The organism is Rhizobium laguerreae (assembly GCF_019778565.1).
In the GTDB taxonomy this organism is placed as follows: domain Bacteria; phylum Pseudomonadota; class Alphaproteobacteria; order Rhizobiales; family Rhizobiaceae; genus Rhizobium; species Rhizobium laguerreae.
This window is the reverse complement of sequence record NZ_JAAXQT010000004.1, coordinates 281,257-295,591: the sequence shown is the minus strand read 5'-3', so window position 1 is coordinate 295,591 and position 14,335 is coordinate 281,257. Positions and strand designations below refer to the sequence as shown.

Here is a 14,335-nt window from a genome sequence, read left to right as displayed (position 1 = left end):
CGGCCGCGACACCCTGCCCCAATGGCACTGGCCCTCCGTTCGGCTGAATTTAAGACACAAAGATTCAGGCAAGAGTTTGACCTTTCCCAAATCCGTTGTACCTCAGTAAGACTTGGAAATCCGGGACGAAATTATTGTCGCAGGGGGCTGGTGAGGGGATATGGATGCCGAGGAAAGACAGCGTTTCGCTGCCCTCGCCAAGGCCGTCGCGGACGATCGCGACCAGCAGGCCTTTTCCATCCTGTTCGACTATTTCGCACCCCGCCTGAAGGCCTGGCTGATGCGCCAGAGGATGACATCAGGCGAGGCCGAGGAACTGGTCCAGGAGATCATGATCGTGCTCTGGCACAAGGCAGAGCTTTACGATGCCACGCGATCTTCCCTCTCGACCTGGCTTTTCCGCATTGCCCGCAACCGCCGCATCGACATGCAGCGGCGCGCCAACACCCGCATCTTCGACGAGACCGATCCGGCCCTGCAGCCGCCGGCCGATATCGGCGCGGAAGAAATCATCGCCAATGACGATCGCGACGCCAAGATACGCGCCGCCGTCGGCCAATTGCCGGAGGAACAGCGCGACATGCTGCGCGCCGCCTTCTTCCTCGGTCAATCGCATTCGGAGATCGCCGAAGCGACCGGTCTCCCGCTCGGCACGATAAAATCGCGTATCCGGCTTGCCTTCGGCAAGCTTCGCAAGGTGCTGGAACGCGAAATCGCCTGATGCAATGTTGCCCAAGAGGAAGCAGCGCTTTGGGGATGACGACACGCATGAAACAAGCTGTCGCATCCCGGTTGGACGGGACACGCGTTAAATCGTCTTCATCGCTTCTTCCGGTCGATCGGCGAGAACGCGGTCGGCTGCTTCGTAGTGGCCCGGCCGGATGTGACCGCGCACCATGGCGAAGGCCGCCGAAAGCACGGCGATGTCATCGGAAAAGCCGATGACGGCGAAAATATCCGGGATCATATCGACCGGCATGACGAAATAGGCGAGTGCTGCAAGCAACACGCCGCGCACCTTCGTCGGCGTCTTCGGATCGAGCGCGCAATAGAAACCGGCGACCACATCGCGCGAGAACGGGATCTGCCGCACCGCCCGCCGAAACGTCGGCCAGAATTTCTGCCTGACGGTTTTCTCGCGCCGACTTTGGGTATCCTCGTCGCCCGGCAACAGGATTTCCCCGAATTTGACCTCGTCCATCCCTGCATCCCTTTCGTCCAAGCGAACATATGGTGACGGCGCCCAGTCTTTCAATCGGCCCCTTTCAATCGGCCCAGCTTTCAAACAACACGGCGCGCCGCAGCCTTCTCCATGGCTTTGGCGAGCTTGAAATCCAACTCCGTCAGTCCGCCGGCATCATGCGTGTTCAGCGTCACATCCACCTTGGAATAGACATTGAACCATTCGGGATGATGGTTGAGCTTCTCGGCCGCAAGCGCAGCCTCCGTCATGAAGCCGAAAGCCTCGACGAAATTTGCGAACTTGTACGTCTTCGATATCGAAGAGCCCGCATCATTGAGCGCCCAGCCCGAAAGCTCGGTCAGCTCAGCCTCAACCGCCGTCCGTTCCAGTCTTTCCATTTTCATGCCATGCTCCTCTTCTCTGTCGACAGGTTACCGATGAAACGCATCAGCATCCTCTTCGTTTGCATGGGCAATATATGCCGTTCTCCACTCGCGCAGGGAATTTTTGGCCATCTCGTGGCCGAGGCAGGCTTGACCCGCGATTATGCGATCGATTCCGCCGGCACCGGCGGCTGGCATGAGGGCGAGCCGCCAGACCGGCGTTCGATCGCCACCGCGACAAGCCACGGCATCGACATATCGGGACAGCGCGCCCGGCGCATCAGGTCGAGTGACTTTAGGGATTTCGATCTGATCCTTGCCATGGACCGCGACAATCTGGCCGCACTCGAAGAGAGCGCACTGCCTGGGGCGAATATCCGTCTGTTTGGTGATATCGCGCTGGGAACCGGAGAGGATATCCCCGATCCCTATTATGGCGTCCCTGAAGGTTTCGAGCTGGTCTACACCAGGCTCTTGACCGGCTGCTGCAGGCTGCTCGAAACGCTGGGCGCCGAGCGCACCTCGTGCAGCGGGAATACTTCCTCGGTGAGGTAAGGCCCGCCGCCGACCGATTCGCGCGACGAAAGCAGCACGAAGCGCGGTGCGGTGAAGGTTGCGGTGTGGAAGTTGCCGCGTCCCGCCAGATATTGCACGACATCGTCGAGCCGCGAAGATTTGAGCCGCGCCAGCGTCACATGCGGCATGAATTTGCGGGGATCCGGCGGCAGGCCGATGCGCTGGCAGATGCGCTCGATCTCGCCCTGCAGGGCATACATCTCAGGCGATTGCGAGACGCCGGCCCAGACCGAATGCGGTTTCTTCGAGCCGAAGGAACCGATGCCTTCCAGCCGGAACTGGAATTCCGGCCGGTCGATGCGGTCGAGGCGTTCAACGATTTCATCGGCCGTCCGGCCGTCGACATCACCGATGAAGCGCAGAGTGATGTGGTAATTCTCCACATCGATCCATCGTGCTCCGGGGAGGCCACCGCGCAGCAATGAAAGACTCATCGCCGCATTGCGCGGAATTTCGAGGGCGGTAAACAGTCTCGGCATCACGAGCACTCCCCGAATCTTTTGCAGGTGCTCACACGGAATCATGCAATCAACAACCGCGCAAGCCCCTAATTCTTCACAGAAGAAATCGCTTCGACGAAATTTGTGACAGCAGGCTCCATCTTTTCGACCATGACGTCGACCCCTCTCGCATTCGGATGCATGCCGTCGTCGAGCTTCAACCCCGCCTCCAGCGCAACGCCGTCGAGGAAGAAAGCATAGAGTGGAAGCCCATGTTTTTCCGAGAGTTGCTGATAGATCGGGTTGAATCGTCCGGCATAATCCGACCCCATGTTCGGCGGCGCCATCATGCCGGCGAGCAGTACGGCAATGCCGCGTTCCTTCAGCCGGATAATCATCTGGTCGAGATTCTTCTCGCTCTCCTCCGGCGGAATACCGCGCAACGCATCATTGGCGCCAAGCTCCAGAATGACCCCATCGGTGCCGTCGGGTACCGACCAGTCGATGCGCGCAAGACCCCCTGTCGTCGTGTCTCCGGAAACCCCGGCATTGGCGATAGTGACGTCGAGGCCCTTCGCCTTCAGGGCCGCCTGCAGCTTTTCGGGAAAGCCGTCGCCGGGCGGCAGCTGATAGCCCGCCATCAAACTGTCCCCAAAACCGACGAGATTGATCGTCCGGGCATCGGCTGCAGTGGCAAAGATCAGCGAGACGGCGATGACGGTGAATTGAAGGGCGGCAACTTTAAATCTCATCGTGTCTTCCCTAGATTGGCGAAGTGCTGTCATGCGGCCATTCGATTACGAACTTTATATAGGGCGATTCCTGTTGGCAAAAACCATTATCGAGTTGAAGAGCGCCGATCTGACCCTTGGCAGCGCAGCCGCTTCCGTCCATGTGCTGAAGGGCATCGATCTCGATATCGCTGCCGGCGAATCCGTCGGCATCGTCGGCCCTTCCGGTTCCGGCAAATCCACCTTGCTGATGGTGCTTGCCGGGCTGGAGAAACTCGACAGCGGTGAAATCAACATCAATGACACGCCGCTCCATAGTCTCAGCGAGGACCAGGTCGCCGATTTCCGCGGCCGCAACATCGGCATCGTCTTCCAGTCCTTCCACTTGATCGCCAACATGACGGCGCTGGAAAACGTCGCCGTGCCGCTCGAACTCGCCAATGTCGGCAACGCCTTCGAGATCGCTCATCGCGAGCTGAAATCGGTCGGCCTCGGCGAACGGCTGAACCACTATCCCGGTCAGCTTTCCGGCGGTGAACAGCAGCGCGTGGCGATCGCCAGGGCGCTCGCCCCATCGCCGGCCCTGCTGATCGCCGATGAGCCGACCGGCAATCTCGACACCGAGACCGGCCGCCAGATCGCCGATCTTCTGTTCTCCAAGCAGGCTGAACGCGGCACGACCCTGCTTCTCGTCACCCATGACGTCTCGCTCGCAAACCGGTGCTCGCGCCAGATTCGCGTCCGCTCCGGCCGGATCGAAGGCGACAGCGCCGCCCGCCGCAGTGAAGCGGCGATCGCATGAGGATCATCACGCCACGCGTTTCGTTGGCTTTTCGACTGGCGCTGCGCGAGCTGCGCGGCGGCATCCGCGGCTTCTACATCTTCCTTGCCTGCATCGCGCTCGGCACCGGCGCGATTGCCGCCGTCAATTCCGTTTCGCAGTCGATCACCGACACGATCGCCTCGCAGGGACAGGAACTGCTGGCCGGCGACGTCCGCTTCGAACTCAATAACCGGGAAGCCACGCCTCAGGAAATAGGTTTCCTCGAAGGCCTCGGCAGCGTTTCGCTGTCGACAGGGCTGCGCTCGATGGCGCGCAAACCTGACGGTTCCGATCAGGCGCTGGTAGAGGTCAAGGCCGTCGACGACGCCTACCCGCTCTACGGCAAGTTCGTCGCCGAGCCGGACTATCCGCTTGCAGCACTGCTTTCGGGCCAAGGCGGCACCTATGGTGCGGTCGCAGCCCCCCTCCTTCTCGATCGGCTCGGGCTTGCGATCGGCGACGAATTGCTGCTCGGCAACGTCAAGCTCAGCATCACCGGTACGGTGAAAACCGAGCCGGATGCACTGTCGGAAGGTTTCGGCTTTGCGCCTCGTCTGCTCGTCAGCCGCCAGGCGCTCCAAGCCTCCGGGCTGATCCAGACCGGAAGCCTGGTCGAACACGCCTATAAGATCCGGCTGGACGACAAGGGCTCGATGTCGGGCATCCAGGCACGCGCCTCCAAGGAGTTCCCCTCCGCCGGCTGGGCGATCCGCACAAGCGACCGCGCCGCGCCCTCGCTCACCGAAAACATCACCCGCTTCTCGCAGTTCCTGACGCTGGTCGGCCTCACAGCGCTGATCGTCGGTGGCGTCGGCGTCGCCAATGCCGTGCGCGCCTTCCTCGATTCCAAGCGCACCACCATCGCCACCTTCAAATGTCTCGGCGCGCCGGCGCAGGTCGTCGTTCTGATCTATCTCTTCCAGATCGCCATCATCGCTCTCGGCGGCATCCTGATCGGCCTCGTGATCGGCGCCCTGTCACCGATGCTTGCCGCGCAGTTCCTGGCGCAGTTCCTGCCTGTCTCGACGGCGCCGACCCTCTATCCCGGCGCGCTGCTGCTCGCCACGCTCTTCGGCATCCTGACGACGCTCGCCTTCGCCATCCTGCCGCTCGGTCACGCCCGCGAAGTGCCGGCGACGGCACTCTTCCGCGAGCAGGGCTTCGAAGCCCGCCACTTGCCCTCCTGGCCCTACATCCTGCTTGCCGCGCTGTTCATGGCCGGCCTTGCCGGGCTTGCCATTCTCACCGCCTATGACCGCTTTATCGCCGTCGTCTTCGTCGGGGCGATCGTCTTCGCCTTCGTCGTCCTGCGCCTGGTCGCCGCGCTGATCGCCTGGCTCGCGCGCCGCAGCCCACGCGTCAATTCGCCGGCATTGCGGCTTGCGATCGGCAACATCCATCGTCCCGGCGCACTGACGCCCTCAGTCGTGCTCTCGCTCGGCCTTGGCCTGGCATTGCTGGTGACGCTGACCCTGATCGACGGGAACCTGCGCCAGCAGCTGACCGGCCGCATGAACGAGGGTGCGCCGAACTTCTTCTTCGTCGATATCCAGAGCGTCGAGGTCGGCGCCTTCCGCGATCTCGTCCAAGGCCAGGCGCCGAAGGGCAAACTCGTCGAAGTGCCGATGCTGCGCGGCCGGATCATCGCCTTCAACGGCGAGGACGTCACCAAGATGAACGTGCCGGCGGCCGGCCGCTGGGTGCTGAACGGCGATCGCGGCATCACCTATGCCGAAACCCTGCCGGAGAACGCCGCCCTCACCGAAGGCAAATGGTGGGACAAGGATTACAGCGGCGAGCCGCTCGTCTCCTTCTCCTCGGAAGAGGCGCATGAACTCGGCCTCAAGCTCGGCGATAAGGTGACCGTCAACGTGCTCGGCCGCAACATCACGGCGAAGATCGCCAATCTGCGCCGCGTCGAGTGGGAATCGCTGTCGATCAATTTCGTCATGGTTTTCTCGCCGAATACCTTCCGCGGCGCCCCGCATGCGTGGCTGGCGACGCTGACCGATCCCTCCTCGACACCGGCCGAAGATGCGGCGATCCTGAAATCGGTCACCAACACCTATCCGACGATCACCAGTGTGCGCGTCAAGGACGCGATCGATATCGTCAACCAGCTGGTCGCACAGCTGGCGACCGCAATCCGCGCTGCGGCCTCGGTCGCCCTGATCGCCTCGATCCTCGTCCTTGCCGGCGCGCTTGCCGCCGGAAACCGGGCGCGCACCCACGACGCGGTGGTGCTGAAGACGCTCGGTGCCACGCGCGCCATGCTGATCCGCGCCTTCAGCTACGAATATCTGATCCTCGGCCTCGCGACTGCGATCTTCGCGCTGATCGCCGGCAGCGCCGCCGCTTGGTTCATCGTCGCCCGCATCATGCGTCTGCCCTCGGCCTTTCTGCCCGACGTGGCGGGACTGACGCTTGTTACCGCGCTCGTCCTGACCGTCGGCATCGGCCTCATCGGCACCTGGCGCATCCTCGGACAGAAGGCAGCCCCCGTCTTGCGCGAGCTTTGACCGGGCAGCGGCACCCAAACCCTTCACCTTACGGCGATTTAACCGAGCGAGCCTATGCAAGCCTCTTGTTTGCAAAGGGCGAAAGCCTCATATTATCCGCAGGCATGCTGGAGCTCCGCAGCGGCGCCCGGGTCGAAAACCCCGACACCGTATTTCCATCGGAGCTTGTAAGAGGAAACTATGGCTGATCTTCGTAACTATCAAAGCCGCGCTCAGACCGGCGAGATGATTGATCAAGGCCTGCGCGCTTATATGCTCAAGGTTTACAACCTGATGGCGCTGGGTCTGGCGATCACCGGCGTGGCCGCATATCTGTCGTTCCAATTCGCCTTCGCCAATGGTGAGCTGACCGCTTTCGGTCAGGCGATCTATGTGAGCCCACTGAAGTGGGTGGTCATTCTGGCGCCGCTGGCTCTGGTGTTCTTCCTGAGCTTCCGGATCCATAGCATGACGGTGGCCGCCGCGCAGACGACCTTTGCGGTCTACGCCGCGCTCGTCGGCCTGTCGCTCTCGTCGATCTTCCTGATCTACACGGGCCAGAGCGTCGTTCAGACCTTCTTCGTCACCGCCGCCTCCTTCGGCGCGCTGTCGCTTTACGGCTACACGACGAAGCGTGACTTGTCGGCGATGGGCTCGTTCCTGATGATGGGTCTTTTCGGCCTGATCATCGCTTCGCTGGTCAACATCTTCCTGGCCTCGTCCGCCGTGCAGTTCGCGATCTCGGTACTCGGCGTGCTGATCTTCGCAGGCCTCACCGCCTACGATACGCAGCGGATCAAGGAACTGTACCTGGAAGCCGATGACGTCGCCGTCGCCGGCCGCAAGGCGATCATGGGTGCGCTGACGCTCTATCTCGACTTCATCAACCTCTTCATGTTCCTGCTGCAGTTCATGGGCAACCGTAAATAAGCAGGGCAGACTGGGATCGAAAAGGCGGCTTCGGCCGCCTTTTTTGTTGCGCAGGCTTTCATGGAATGGTTTTAGAAAGCCCTTGCCGCCTTTATGGATCTGCTGCTGAAATGTCCTTCCTCCTGCGCGATGCTTCGAATGCCGATATTCCCGCCATTGCGGATATCTATCGCGAATCGGTCCTGAACGGCGCAGCGAGCTATGAGATCGTCCCGCCCTCCGAGGCCGAGATGGCACTGCGTTTTTCGGCGATCGTCGGCCAGCAATATCCCTATATCGCAGCCATCGGCGCGGACGGGACTCTCCTCGGCTACGCCTATGCCTCGGCCTTCCGCACGCGTCCTGCCTATCGCTGGCTGGTCGAGGATTCGATCTATCTGGCGCCTGAAGCCCGTGGCCGCGGCATCGGCAAGGCGCTGCTCGCCGAACTGGTCATCCGCTGCACCACCCTCGGCTTTCGGCAGATGGCGGCCGTCATCGGCGGCGCCAGCCCCGCATCGATCGCGCTCCATCGCACGGCCGGCTTCGAGGAGGTCGGACTGATGAAGGGCACCGGCTACAAACACGGCCGCTGGCTGGATACGATGTTCATGCAGCGCGCGCTTGGCGAAGGCATGAGCACCGATCCGGACCCGTCGACCTATCCCGGCGTGCTGTTTAACGGCTGATATGGCTTATTTGTCGACGAGCTTCAGGGCCTTGTCGAAGACCTTCAGCACTTGGTTCAGCTCGTGACCGCGCTTCAGGATCGTGCCGTTGACGCTGATTACGGAATAGGCGCCCTGCTTGGCGGCAAGCTTCGGGTTTTTCTCGATGCGGAAGAGCGGCATTTCGCCGGAACGCTTGAAAACGGAAAAGACGGCCCTGTCCTTCAGGTGATCGATGGCGTAGTCGCGCCATTCACCATCACCGACCATCCGGCCGTAGATCCAGAGGATCGCGTCCAGTTCGCGCCGGTGGAAGGTCACCGGAAGCGGGTCCTTGCTTTGTTTGTATTCCCTGAGATCGACGACGACTGAGGAACTATTGTCGACGGATCGGCTTTCGCCGTGTCGCAAATCCGGCTGATCTGTCATCAGTCTCCCGAGGCCTCCGCTTGTGACAGGAGGGTGACAGTTTGCCCGAGCCACCGCAAATTGCAAGAGTGCCAGCCGTCACATTCAGCCGCACGACAACACCGCACGTCTCTCGCCCAAGGACGCTGTAGCACTTTGAGTCAGTGCTTCATGCCTTCCGAAAGCTGAGTTCGATTTTCAGAAAGCATGATGCGCAGGACAGGTCAACGCTTTCTCCGCAGCGCCGCATTTCAGTCAAAACAGCGCCTCATTTGCAGGAGATTTATGAATTCCGGTTTGGCGCCAGCGCGCCAAAGGGCCCGGCGGAGCGTATCGACCTTAACCCCAGCCCCGAATACGCTCGGCCGGGCCGCCCGGAACTTCGTCCGTAACCGGACGAAGTGTCAGATATTTTTACCAGCCATCACTACGGTCGCGCCAAGGATCGCAGCCGGATCGCCGTCTGCGGTCGCCGATTGCAGCAGTATGGCGCAGCCCTCGAGCTGCGGCCGCTGCAGGACGCTGGCAGGCAGCGTCAGACTGGTTGCCTTGCCGTCCCACATGCCGACGGTTTCGACATTGGTGACGCTGTGCAGATAAGAAATCTTCTTGCCGCTGTTCTCGCCTTTTTCGACGTCGATCGTCTTTTCCTTATCGAAATAGACCATCACGACATTGGCTTTGCCCTGTCCCGCGCCGATCTTGATCTCCAGCTCGTCGCCCCGCATCGCGGCGCTGATTGGAACGGTCAGCCCATTGCCCTCGCTGCTATAGGTATCGATCTTGCTGTTGATGCCATTCAGATCGGCGCCGGCCAAATGGTCGCGTCCGTTGACGATGGCTTGCGGCGTGTAGACGTTGCTGCGGCCCATCGTCTTGGCATAACCATACTGCCGCTCGGTATTTTCCTTGGAGCTCAACGTATCGGCCCAGCCGAGATAGTTCCAGTAATCGACATGATAGGCGAGCGCGATGACATCGCCCTGGTTCACCAGCTTGCGAAAAGCGGCATCAGCGGGAGGACAGGAGGAGCAGCCCTGCGACGTGAAGAGTTCGACGACACCTTTCGGCGTGCCGTCTTCGGCCTGCAGCGGGCCCGAGAGAACAACGCCGGCGATTAGCGGAATCAAAAAACGGGGGGACATTCACCTGCACCTCTTTTTCAGCGCCGACGGCATGTTTGAACCGGCGGCCCTGACATATGAACGTACGAATAATCCTTCCGGGTCCAAACGAAAAGTCACGAACGGGTGAGACGAAGCTCGACAGGAACTTGCGCAAAACAAATCATCGTGAGCCCGTCCAAATACTACCGTCGCACCAAAGAAAAGCCGCCGGAGATTGCTCTCCGGCGGCTATTATCAAACAAGTCTCTTAAAAATCAGGCAGCGAGATCGCGCAGAACCGTCTGCAGGATGCCGCCATTGTTGAGGTAGATCACCTCGTCGAGCGTATCGACGCGCGACAGCAGCGGAACCTCCTTCACGGCGCCGTCGCCATAGGTGATCCTGGCGATCTTCTTCTCGCGCGGCTTGATCTTTTCCAGGCCTTCGATGGTGACGAGTTCATCGCCCTTGAGGCCGAGGCTCTGCCAGGTCGTGCCCTCTTCGAAGACGAAGGGGATGATGCCCATGCCGACCAGGTTCGAACGATGGATGCGCTCGAAGGACTGAGCGATCACTGCCTTGACGCCGAGCAGGTTGGTGCCCTTGGCAGCCCAGTCGCGCGAGGAGCCGTTGCCGTATTCGACACCGGCGAAGATGACGAGCGGCACGCTTTCCTGCTTGTACTGCATCGCCGCGTCGTAGATCGAGGTCTCTTCCTTCGACGGGTAATGGATGGTGTAGCCACCTTCCTTGCCATTTGGGCCGAGCATGTGGTTGCGGATGCGGATATTGGCGAAGGTGCCGCGCATCATCACTTCATGGTTGCCGCGGCGCGTGCCGTACTGGTTGAAGTCGGCAACGGCGACGTCATGGCCGATGAGGTAGGCGCCGGCCGGCGAAGCCGCTTTGATCGAACCGGCCGGCGAGATGTGGTCGGTGGTGATCTTGTCACCGAACAGGCCAAGGACGCGGGCGCCCTTGATGTCGGAGACGCCGGTCCCCTTTTTGCCCATGCCGACGAAGTAGGGCGGGTTCTGCACATAGGTCGAATCATCGTCCCAGGCATAGGTCTGACCCGGCGGGACCTGGACGGCCTGCCAGTTGACGTCACCCTTGAAGACGTCGGCATATTTGCTTTCGTAGAGTTCGCGGGTCACATATTTCAGGATGAATTCCTGGACTTCCTTCGAAGTCGGCCAGATGTCCTTGAGATAAACAGGATTGCCGCTCTGGTCCTCGCCGATCGGCTCCTTGGTCAGATCCATCTGCACCGTACCGGCAAGCGCATAAGCGACGACGAGCGGCGGAGATGCGAGGTAGTTCGCCTGCACGTCGGGCGAGATGCGGCCTTCGAAGTTACGGTTGCCGGAGAGAACGCCGGAAACGATAAGGCCCTTGTCGTTGATCGTCTTCGAGATCGGCGCCGGCAGCGGGCCGGAATTGCCGATGCAGGTGGTGCAGCCGAAGCCGACGAGGTTGAAGCCAAGCTTGTCGAGATCGGCCTGCAGGCCCGACTTGGCGAGATATTCGCCGACGACTTGGCTTCCCGGTGCCAGCGAGGTCTTCACCCACGGCTTCGTCTTCAGGCCCTTGGCAACGGCGTTGCGGGCAAGAAGGCCGGCGGCGATCAGCACTGACGGGTTGGAAGTGTTGGTGCACGACGTGATGGCAGCGATCGCCACGTCGCCGTGGCCGAGATCGAAGTCGGTGCCTTCAACCGCATAGCGGTTATTCAACTGGCCGGGCTTCTTGTAGTCGGCATCCATGGAGCCGGCAAAACCGGTCGCGATGTTCTCAAGCGAAATGCGGCCTTCCGGACGCTTCGGGCCGGCCATCGACGGCACGACGTCGCTAAGATCGAGTTCCAGCGTATCGGTGAAGACGAGCTCGGAGCCGTCGCCTTCGCGCCACATCCCTTGCGCCTTCGAATAGGCTTCGACGAGGGCGATCCGGTCATGTGTGCGGCCGGACATGGTAAGGTAGTTGATGGTTTCGCCGTCGACCGGGAAGAAGCCGCAGGTGGCGCCATATTCCGGGCCCATGTTGCCGATCGTCGCGCGGTCGGCGAGCGGCATGTTGTCCATGCCCGGACCGAAAAATTCGACGAACTTCGAAACGACGCCCTTCTTGCGCAGCATCTGCACGACGGTGAGAACGAGGTCGGTCGCCGTGACGCCTTCCTTGAGCTTGCCGGTCAGCTTGAAGCCGATGACTTCGGGCAGCAGCATCGAGACCGGCTGGCCGAGCATCGCAGCTTCCGCTTCGATACCGCCCACACCCCAGCCGAGAACGCCGAGACCGTTGATCATCGTCGTGTGGCTGTCGGTGCCGACGCAGGTATCCGGATAGGCGATCGTCTCGCCGTCCTCTTCCTTGGTCCAGACGGTCTGGCCGAGATATTCGAGATTGACCTGATGACAGATACCGGTGCCGGGAGGCACGACGCGGAAATTCTTGAAGGCCTGCTGGCCCCACTTCAGGAAGCGGTAGCGCTCGCCGTTGCGCTGGTATTCGAGTTCCACATTCCTGGCGAAAGCCTGCGGCGTACCGAATTCGTCGACGATGACGGAGTGGTCGATGACGAGATCGACGGGAACGAGCGGGTTGATCTTCTCAGGATCGCCGCCGAGCGACACCATCGCGTCGCGCATCGCGGCAAGATCGACGACGGCCGGAACGCCGGTGAAGTCCTGCATCAGCACGCGCGCCGGGCGATAGGCGATTTCGTTTTCGACCGCACCCTTGTTGTTCAGCCATTCGGCAACGGCCAGGATGTGCTCCTTGGTGACCGACTGGCCGTCTTCGAAGCGCAGCAGGTTTTCGAGCAGCACCTTCATCGAATAGGGAAGCTTCGACACGCCGGCCAGACCGTTTGCCTCAGCCTTGGGCAGGCTGTAATAGACATAGTCCTTCCCGTTGACGGAAAGCGTGGAACGACAATTGAAACTGTCAAGAGATTTAGACACGAGATACCCCGTTTCTGATAGCCAACACAGTCGTGCGAACGCCTATGCACTTAATGCACATCAGGATGCGGGTACGGCCATTTCCGCTGTCCGCACGTGGAACAGACGCTCCAAGTTCGGCGCAAGGATGAAATTCACGCCGACCGCTGGCGTGGTTGCAGGTCTTATAGATAATTTCCTAAAAACTTGCCATACCCGAGCACAGTCAAAATCGGACATTTTTTGACCCCGCCGCTAGCCGAAACCAAGAAAGAGCCGACGCATGCATCTCACCGCCGAAAATCTGGCTGCAAGGCGCGGTGAAGATCTTCTTTTCGTTAACATTTCCTTTCACTTGGCGGCCGGCGAGGCGCTTGTCCTCACGGGGAAAAATGGATCGGGTAAGTCCACTTTATTGCGTGTCGTCGCCGGCCTCCTCAGGCCAGAAAAAGGCACTGTCATATTTCACGGCGAAGAGAGCCCGGAAGGCAGGCCCCCCGGGGAAGTCAGCCACTACCTCGGCCATCGAAATGCGATGAAGAATGAACTTACGGTTGCAGAAAACCTCGATTTCTGGCGCGCCTTTCTCGGCAATGCAGGCTCCGCCGCCGGCCTTTCCGTCGAGGACGCCACTGATGCCGTCGGTCTTTCCGGCATCACCCACCTTCCCTTCGGTTATCTCTCCGCCGGCCAGCAGCGCCGGATAGCCTTCGCCAAACTGCTCGTCGCCCACCGGCCGATCTGGATCCTCGACGAACCGACCGCAGCCCTCGATACCAGCGCCGACCGGCTGTTTGCCGATTTGATTGGAGCGCATCTGGAAAAGGGCGGCATCGTGCTGGCGGCGACGCATCAGCCGCTGGGGTTGAGGAATGCGCAGGAACTGAAGATGACGGGCTTTGCCGGCGTGGATGCGGGGGTGTGGGGGTGATGCTTTTCGACGTAGCTACCCCGTCCACCGCACATGCAGAAAGCCGCCCCGCATGACCGCCCTCTTCCTCCGTGACCTGAAGCTCTCGATTCTCGCTGGCGGCGGCGCGCTGATAGGCGTGCTGTTCTTCCTGACCATCGTCGCCGTCATTCCCTTCGGCGTCGGTCCCGATCTCAAACTGCTGTCGCGTATCGGCCCCGCCATCGTCTGGATCGGCGCCCTGCTCGCCGCCCTTCTCGGCCTCGACCGCCTGTTCCAGGCCGAGCGCGATGACGGATCGCTCGACCTGATGCTGATGCAGGAAACGCCGCTCGTTCTCACCGTGCTGGTCAAATGCTTCGCCCATTGGACGGCCACCAGCCTGCCGCTGGTCATCGCCTCGCCGCTGCTCGGCCTCTTCATGAATATGGACGAGACGGCGATCGGCGCGACCATGCTGACGCTGCTGGTCGGCTCGCCCGCCATCACCTTCATCGGCGCCGTGGGTGCCGCCGTTGCCGTGGCGCTGCCCCGCGGCGGCCTGCTGGTTTCGATCCTCGTGCTGCCGCTGACCATCCCGGTGCTGATCTTCGGCGTCAGCGCCACCTATGCCGCAGTCGAGAATCCTGCCCCCTTCCTGCCGCCCTTCCTGATCCTCATTGCGCTGACACTCTTCTTCGCGGTCATCGGCCCGGCAGCCGCCGCCCTGGCGCTGCGAAACACAGCGGATTGATGGGCCATTCGATTGCGGGAAA

The 14,335-nt window shown here is 61.2% G+C and carries 15 protein-coding genes; 8 read left to right on the top strand and 7 right to left on the bottom strand.

Going from position 1 to position 14,335, the window contains the following annotated elements; translation table 11 throughout:
* Positions 1-160: 160 nt before the first annotated feature.
* Positions 161-721: a sigma-70 family RNA polymerase sigma factor gene (locus HFO71_RS15400; RefSeq protein ID WP_077977870.1), complete on the top strand. Its 561-nt coding sequence runs from the start codon at positions 161-163 to the stop codon at positions 719-721.
* Between the two features lie 87 nt (positions 722-808).
* Here the strand turns inward: HFO71_RS15400 and HFO71_RS15395 are convergent, their stop codons facing one another.
* Both HFO71_RS15395 and HFO71_RS15390 read right to left on the bottom strand, forming a co-directional pair.
* The gene (locus HFO71_RS15395) at positions 809-1,201 is read right to left on the bottom strand and encodes a YkvA family protein (protein ID WP_077977871.1); all 393 of its coding nucleotides are present in this window, start codon (positions 1,199-1,201) and stop codon (positions 809-811) included.
* A gap of 80 nt (positions 1,202-1,281) precedes the next feature.
* Positions 1,282-1,587: a 4a-hydroxytetrahydrobiopterin dehydratase gene (locus HFO71_RS15390; protein ID WP_077977872.1), complete on the bottom strand. Its 306-nt coding sequence runs from the start codon at positions 1,585-1,587 to the stop codon at positions 1,282-1,284.
* Positions 1,588-1,620: 33 nt separating this feature from the next.
* On the opposite strand from HFO71_RS15390, the gene HFO71_RS15385 reads away from it, so the two are divergent.
* Entirely contained in the window at positions 1,621-2,121 is a 501-nt protein-coding gene (locus HFO71_RS15385; protein WP_077977873.1) for a low molecular weight protein-tyrosine-phosphatase, read from the top strand.
* Here HFO71_RS15385 and thpR read toward each other — a convergent pair.
* Complete coding sequence (gene thpR, locus HFO71_RS15380) at positions 2,028-2,621, bottom strand: RNA 2',3'-cyclic phosphodiesterase (protein WP_026158922.1); 594 nt, start codon at positions 2,619-2,621, stop codon at positions 2,028-2,030. The two genes, HFO71_RS15385 and thpR, sit on opposite strands and share 94 nt — an antisense overlap.
* Before the next feature lie 68 nt (positions 2,622-2,689).
* Complete coding sequence (locus HFO71_RS15375; protein ID WP_077977874.1) at positions 2,690-3,334, bottom strand: arylesterase; 645 nt, start codon at positions 3,332-3,334, stop codon at positions 2,690-2,692.
* A gap of 73 nt (positions 3,335-3,407) precedes the next feature.
* Here HFO71_RS15375 and HFO71_RS15370 point away from each other — a divergent pair, with 73 nt between their 5' ends.
* From HFO71_RS15370 to HFO71_RS15355, 4 genes are all read left to right on the top strand, one after another.
* Positions 3,408-4,115 carry an ABC transporter ATP-binding protein gene (locus HFO71_RS15370; protein WP_026265496.1) on the top strand — a complete coding sequence of 236 codons (708 nt, stop codon included), beginning with the start codon at positions 3,408-3,410 and terminating at the stop codon, positions 4,113-4,115.
* Positions 4,112-6,655, top strand: coding sequence for an ABC transporter permease (locus HFO71_RS15365; protein ID WP_077977875.1), 2,544 nt, complete (start codon positions 4,112-4,114; stop codon positions 6,653-6,655). The genes HFO71_RS15370 and HFO71_RS15365 overlap by 4 nt, the downstream gene beginning before the upstream one ends.
* Before the next feature lie 180 nt (positions 6,656-6,835).
* Positions 6,836-7,564, top strand: a complete 729-nt coding sequence (locus HFO71_RS15360) for a Bax inhibitor-1/YccA family protein (protein WP_077977876.1) — start codon at positions 6,836-6,838, stop codon at positions 7,562-7,564.
* 110 nt (positions 7,565-7,674) lie between these two features.
* Positions 7,675-8,232, top strand: coding sequence for a GNAT family N-acetyltransferase (locus HFO71_RS15355; protein ID WP_221977376.1), 558 nt, complete (start codon positions 7,675-7,677; stop codon positions 8,230-8,232).
* A 6-nt stretch (positions 8,233-8,238) separates the two neighbouring features.
* On the opposite strand, the gene HFO71_RS15350 is transcribed toward HFO71_RS15355, so the two are convergent.
* From HFO71_RS15350 to acnA, 3 genes are all read right to left on the bottom strand, one after another.
* On the bottom strand, positions 8,239-8,640 hold the full coding sequence (locus tag HFO71_RS15350; protein WP_020052035.1) for a DUF2794 domain-containing protein: 402 nt from the start codon (positions 8,638-8,640) through the stop codon (positions 8,239-8,241).
* Between the two features lie 383 nt (positions 8,641-9,023).
* Complete coding sequence (locus HFO71_RS15345) at positions 9,024-9,764, bottom strand: DUF1223 domain-containing protein (RefSeq protein WP_077977878.1); 741 nt, start codon at positions 9,762-9,764, stop codon at positions 9,024-9,026.
* A gap of 236 nt (positions 9,765-10,000) precedes the next feature.
* Positions 10,001-12,691, bottom strand: a complete 2,691-nt coding sequence (gene acnA, locus HFO71_RS15340; RefSeq protein WP_131640838.1) for an aconitate hydratase AcnA — start codon at positions 12,689-12,691, stop codon at positions 10,001-10,003.
* A gap of 262 nt (positions 12,692-12,953) precedes the next feature.
* Between acnA and ccmA the strand changes: the two genes are divergently transcribed.
* Positions 12,954-13,601 carry a heme ABC exporter ATP-binding protein CcmA gene (gene ccmA, locus HFO71_RS15335; protein WP_077977880.1) on the top strand — a complete coding sequence of 216 codons (648 nt, stop codon included), beginning with the start codon at positions 12,954-12,956 and terminating at the stop codon, positions 13,599-13,601.
* A 52-nt stretch (positions 13,602-13,653) separates the two neighbouring features.
* Positions 13,654-14,313, top strand: coding sequence for a heme exporter protein CcmB (ccmB, locus tag HFO71_RS15330; RefSeq protein ID WP_077977881.1), 660 nt, complete (start codon positions 13,654-13,656; stop codon positions 14,311-14,313).
* The last annotated feature ends 22 nt before the right edge of the window (positions 14,314-14,335 follow it).